A 3,623-nucleotide genomic window follows, 5' to 3' on the forward strand; every position below is an offset into this window, starting at 1 on the left:
ACACCCCCCTTATCAAGGGGGGATTAAGGGGGGATCAAAGACAAAATCTATTTTCAATTTAATTATAACCACTTACTTAGCTGTAGTTGTCGATAGGTTGTCTTGGTCCCCTTTTTCAATTCATAGTTAAGAATACATTGGCCCACATATCTGGCCAAATTAACAGGAACCGCATTGCCAATCATTTGTTCTAGATTAGATTTTGTTCCCGCAAAAATAAAGTCTTTAGGAAAAGTTTGGATATAGCTTCGCTCGCTCGTTGTTAGCGGTCTTAATTTTTCATTAAGATGACAAGCATCACCGGGATGTTGTCGATAGGTTTTGGGAACTGGTCGATTTACTCCTCGAATAGTAGGGCTAGGTTCATAAATACTGAATATCGCCCTTCTTTGATAGCTTCTAGGATGTCTATAATAGTATTCTATATCTAATTCTTTGCCCATATAGTCAAATACAGTCAGAGGTTGACTTGATAGATTTTCATTAATTTCATCGATTAAAAAATCATCTTCTTCCTTCATTTTACCGATCAGAAAATATCTTTTTCTAGTTTGAGGAACTCCGCAGTAACAAGAATTAATAACTTTTTCAGTTAAACCATAACCATGGCTTTTAAAAATTTGTTTTGCTTGAATGAGTATTTTACTTTTCTCAATTCTATCCACATTTTCCATAACAAACCATTGGGGACTTACTCTAGTTACAATTTCAGCGAATGTGAGCGTTAGATTCGCTCGTCCTAAACCCTCATCTCTCTTACCCGCACTGGAAAAGTCTTGACAAGGAGGGCTGCCGACAATAATCTCAGGATTATATTGAGCCAATATTTCTTGATTAGATTCTCTAGATAAATCGACATTAAATATCGGATGACTAAAGTTATTTCTATAGACATCTATAGCAGGTATCCAATTATCAAATGCGGCCACAATAGTAAACCCCGCTTTCTGGAAACCTAAAGATAAACCACCACAACCAGCGAATAAATCGATTGTGATCATTTTGCTCCCTCCTCTAAATTGACTCTCGAAAGCATAAAATAAATTATCGGAATCGGGAGCTAGACCGTATAACTCTTTTGTACTTAACTCCGCCAGTTGAATTTTTAAATTTTTATCGAGTTTCAGATATACATTTTTCAGTCCTTTCCCATCTAAGTAAGCGCACAAAGAAGCTGGAAATGAGGAGTTAAATTGATTTTTACCCCAGGTTTCTTTTTGGGTAAAATCCCGATTCGAGTGCTTCAATCCGAATAAACTAGGCTTAAATATTGCCGATTTTCCCATTACCTCAACCCGATCGCTGAAATTATCTCATCAATAATCTTAATAGCAATAAACGGCGCAATCATGCCTCCCACGCCGTAGATGAGGATATTGCGCCGCAATAGTTGGTCGGCGGTGAGCGGGCGAAATTGAACGCCTTTAAGTGCCAGGGGAATCAAAACCGGGATAATCAGGGCATTGTAGATCAGGGCTGAGACGATCGCCGATTGAGCGCTTTTCAAACCCATGATATTTAAAGCACCGATCCCGGCAGCGGCGAAAATCGTCGGGATAATGGCGAAATACTTAGCGATATCGTTAGCTACCGAAAACGTGGTCAGGGCGCCGCGGGTAATTAATAACTGTTTGCCGATGGTCACTAAATCGATCAGCTTGGTCGGGTCGGAATCGAGGTCCACCATATTGGCCGCCTCCTTCGCCGCTTGGGTTCCAGAGTTCATCGCCACACCGACATTAGCCTGGGCCAGTGCCGGTGCGTCGTTGGTTCCGTCCCCCGTCATAGCAACTAACTTGCCCTTGGCTTGCTCGCGACGGATCACCTCGATCTTATCTTCTGGGGTGGCCTCGGCGATAAAATCATCCACCCCCGCCTCCGCCGCAATCACCGAGGCCGTGATCTGGTTGTCGCCGGTGAGCATGATCGTTCTCACACCCATGCGCCGTAATTGGTCGAAACGCTCTTTTAATCCCGGCTTCACGATGTCCTTGAGATAGATCACCCCGTAGATATCGTTACCCCGACAGACGGCCAGGGGAGTTCCCCCCAAATGGGAAACCCTTTCCTGTGCCTCATCGAGGGTCTCGGGAACGGAACCACCCCTAGAACGGACGAAACCTTTAATCGCGTCTACGGCTCCCTTACGGTATTCCTCCCCGTCCCTATCGGTGCCGCTCATGCGGGTACGAGCGGAGAATGGGATTGCCTCGCCGGGTTGGCCATCGATATCGAGGTTTGCGCCCAAATTCCGGGCTAAGGCAACGATCGAGCGTCCTTCTGGGGTTTCGTCGAAAAGGCTGGCCGCTAGACAGACGCGGGCTAATTCCTCGAGGTTATGACCGTTGACGGGGATAAATTCGTCAGCTAGCCGGTTGCCGAGGGTGATCGTTCCCGTTTTGTCGAGAAGGAGGGTATTTACGTCACCGCAGGCTTCCACGGCGCGTCCAGAGGTGGCGATGACGTTAAACTGAGCCACACGATCCATCCCGGCGATACCGATCGCACTCAATAAACCGCCGATCGTCGTGGGAATGAGGGCGACGAGGAGGGAGATCAAGATGGCGATACTGGAGCCGGCCCGAAAGGTATCCGCAACCGCAGGACTGAGGCTCGTTTCCAGAAAACCAGCGATATAGTTCCCGATCGAGGGAATCGTGGCCACGACAATTAAAAAGACCTGGGTTAACACGGCCAGAAGTACCGTCAGGGCGATCTCGTTGGGGGTTTTCGTGCGCTCGGCCCCTTCCACAAGGGAGATCATGCGATCAATAAAACCCCGGCCGGGATCTTGGGTGATCCGCACTGTCAACTCGTCCGAGAGAAGCCGCGTACCACCGGTGACGGAACTGGCGATGTCGGTGCCGGGTTGTTTGAGGACGGGGGCCGATTCTCCGGTGATCGCCGATTCATCCACCGAACCGATTCCCTCGATCACTTCCCCGTCGGCGGGAATCACGTCCCCGGCCAGCAATTTTACCCGATCGCCCCGATGCAAGGCCGTGGAACTGACCGACTCGATCGAGCCGTCGGCCAGGATTTTTCGGGCGATCGTGTCGCTGCGGGTGGAGCGTAGGGCATCGGCCTGGGCTTTTCCCCGTCCCTCTGCGATCGCCTCGGCGAAGTTGGCAAACAGCACCGTCAAGAAGAGGATCAGGGTGATGATGCCGTTAAGTAGCCGTTGTTGTCCCCTCTCCCCAGCGATCGTGCCGAATAGATGCGGGTCGATCGTCACCAGGGCCGTGACGATTGTTCCCAACCAGACCACGAATAGGACAGGGTTACGCACGGCGATGCGCGGGTCGAGTTTGAGGAAGGACTGCCGGATCGCGCTTTGATAGAGACCGGTCCGGTTTACCTTGGGGGTATGGCGGCGGTCGTCCCGGCGACCTCTCGGCACTCGCAACGGGCGGGGGGACTTAGAATTTCCTCTGTTCGTTCTCATAAATTATCTAGGGCTGGTTGAATAAATCTAAAAACCTTGTTGGGTAAGACTTTTAGACCTTTTGTCAATCAAAAAGTACTGGATATGGGAGTGATCGGGGGGAAATTTAGGCACTTTTTCCCTGAAAATTAGGTAATTGGCCACCTCAAAACTGGTAAAACCCCACACCCCACACCCC

At 49.2% G+C, this 3,623-nt stretch carries 2 protein-coding genes; both read right to left on the minus strand.

What is annotated here, in order from left to right:
• Positions 1-62: 62 nt before the first annotated feature.
• Positions 63-1,286: a DNA cytosine methyltransferase gene (locus PN470_RS00005; protein WP_272103268.1), complete on the minus strand. Its 1,224-nt coding sequence runs from the start codon at positions 1,284-1,286 to the stop codon at positions 63-65.
• Complete coding sequence (gene kdpB, locus PN470_RS00010; RefSeq protein ID WP_272103270.1) at positions 1,286-3,445, minus strand: potassium-transporting ATPase subunit KdpB; 2,160 nt, start codon at positions 3,443-3,445, stop codon at positions 1,286-1,288. Before kdpB ends, PN470_RS00005 begins: the two co-directional genes overlap by 1 nt.
• Positions 3,446-3,623 lie beyond the last annotated feature (178 nt).

Origin of the sequence: Microcystis sp. CS-574 (genome assembly GCF_028329095.1) — a bacterium.
Classification (GTDB): Bacteria; Cyanobacteriota; Cyanobacteriia; order Cyanobacteriales; family Microcystaceae; genus Microcystis; species Microcystis ichthyoblabe_A.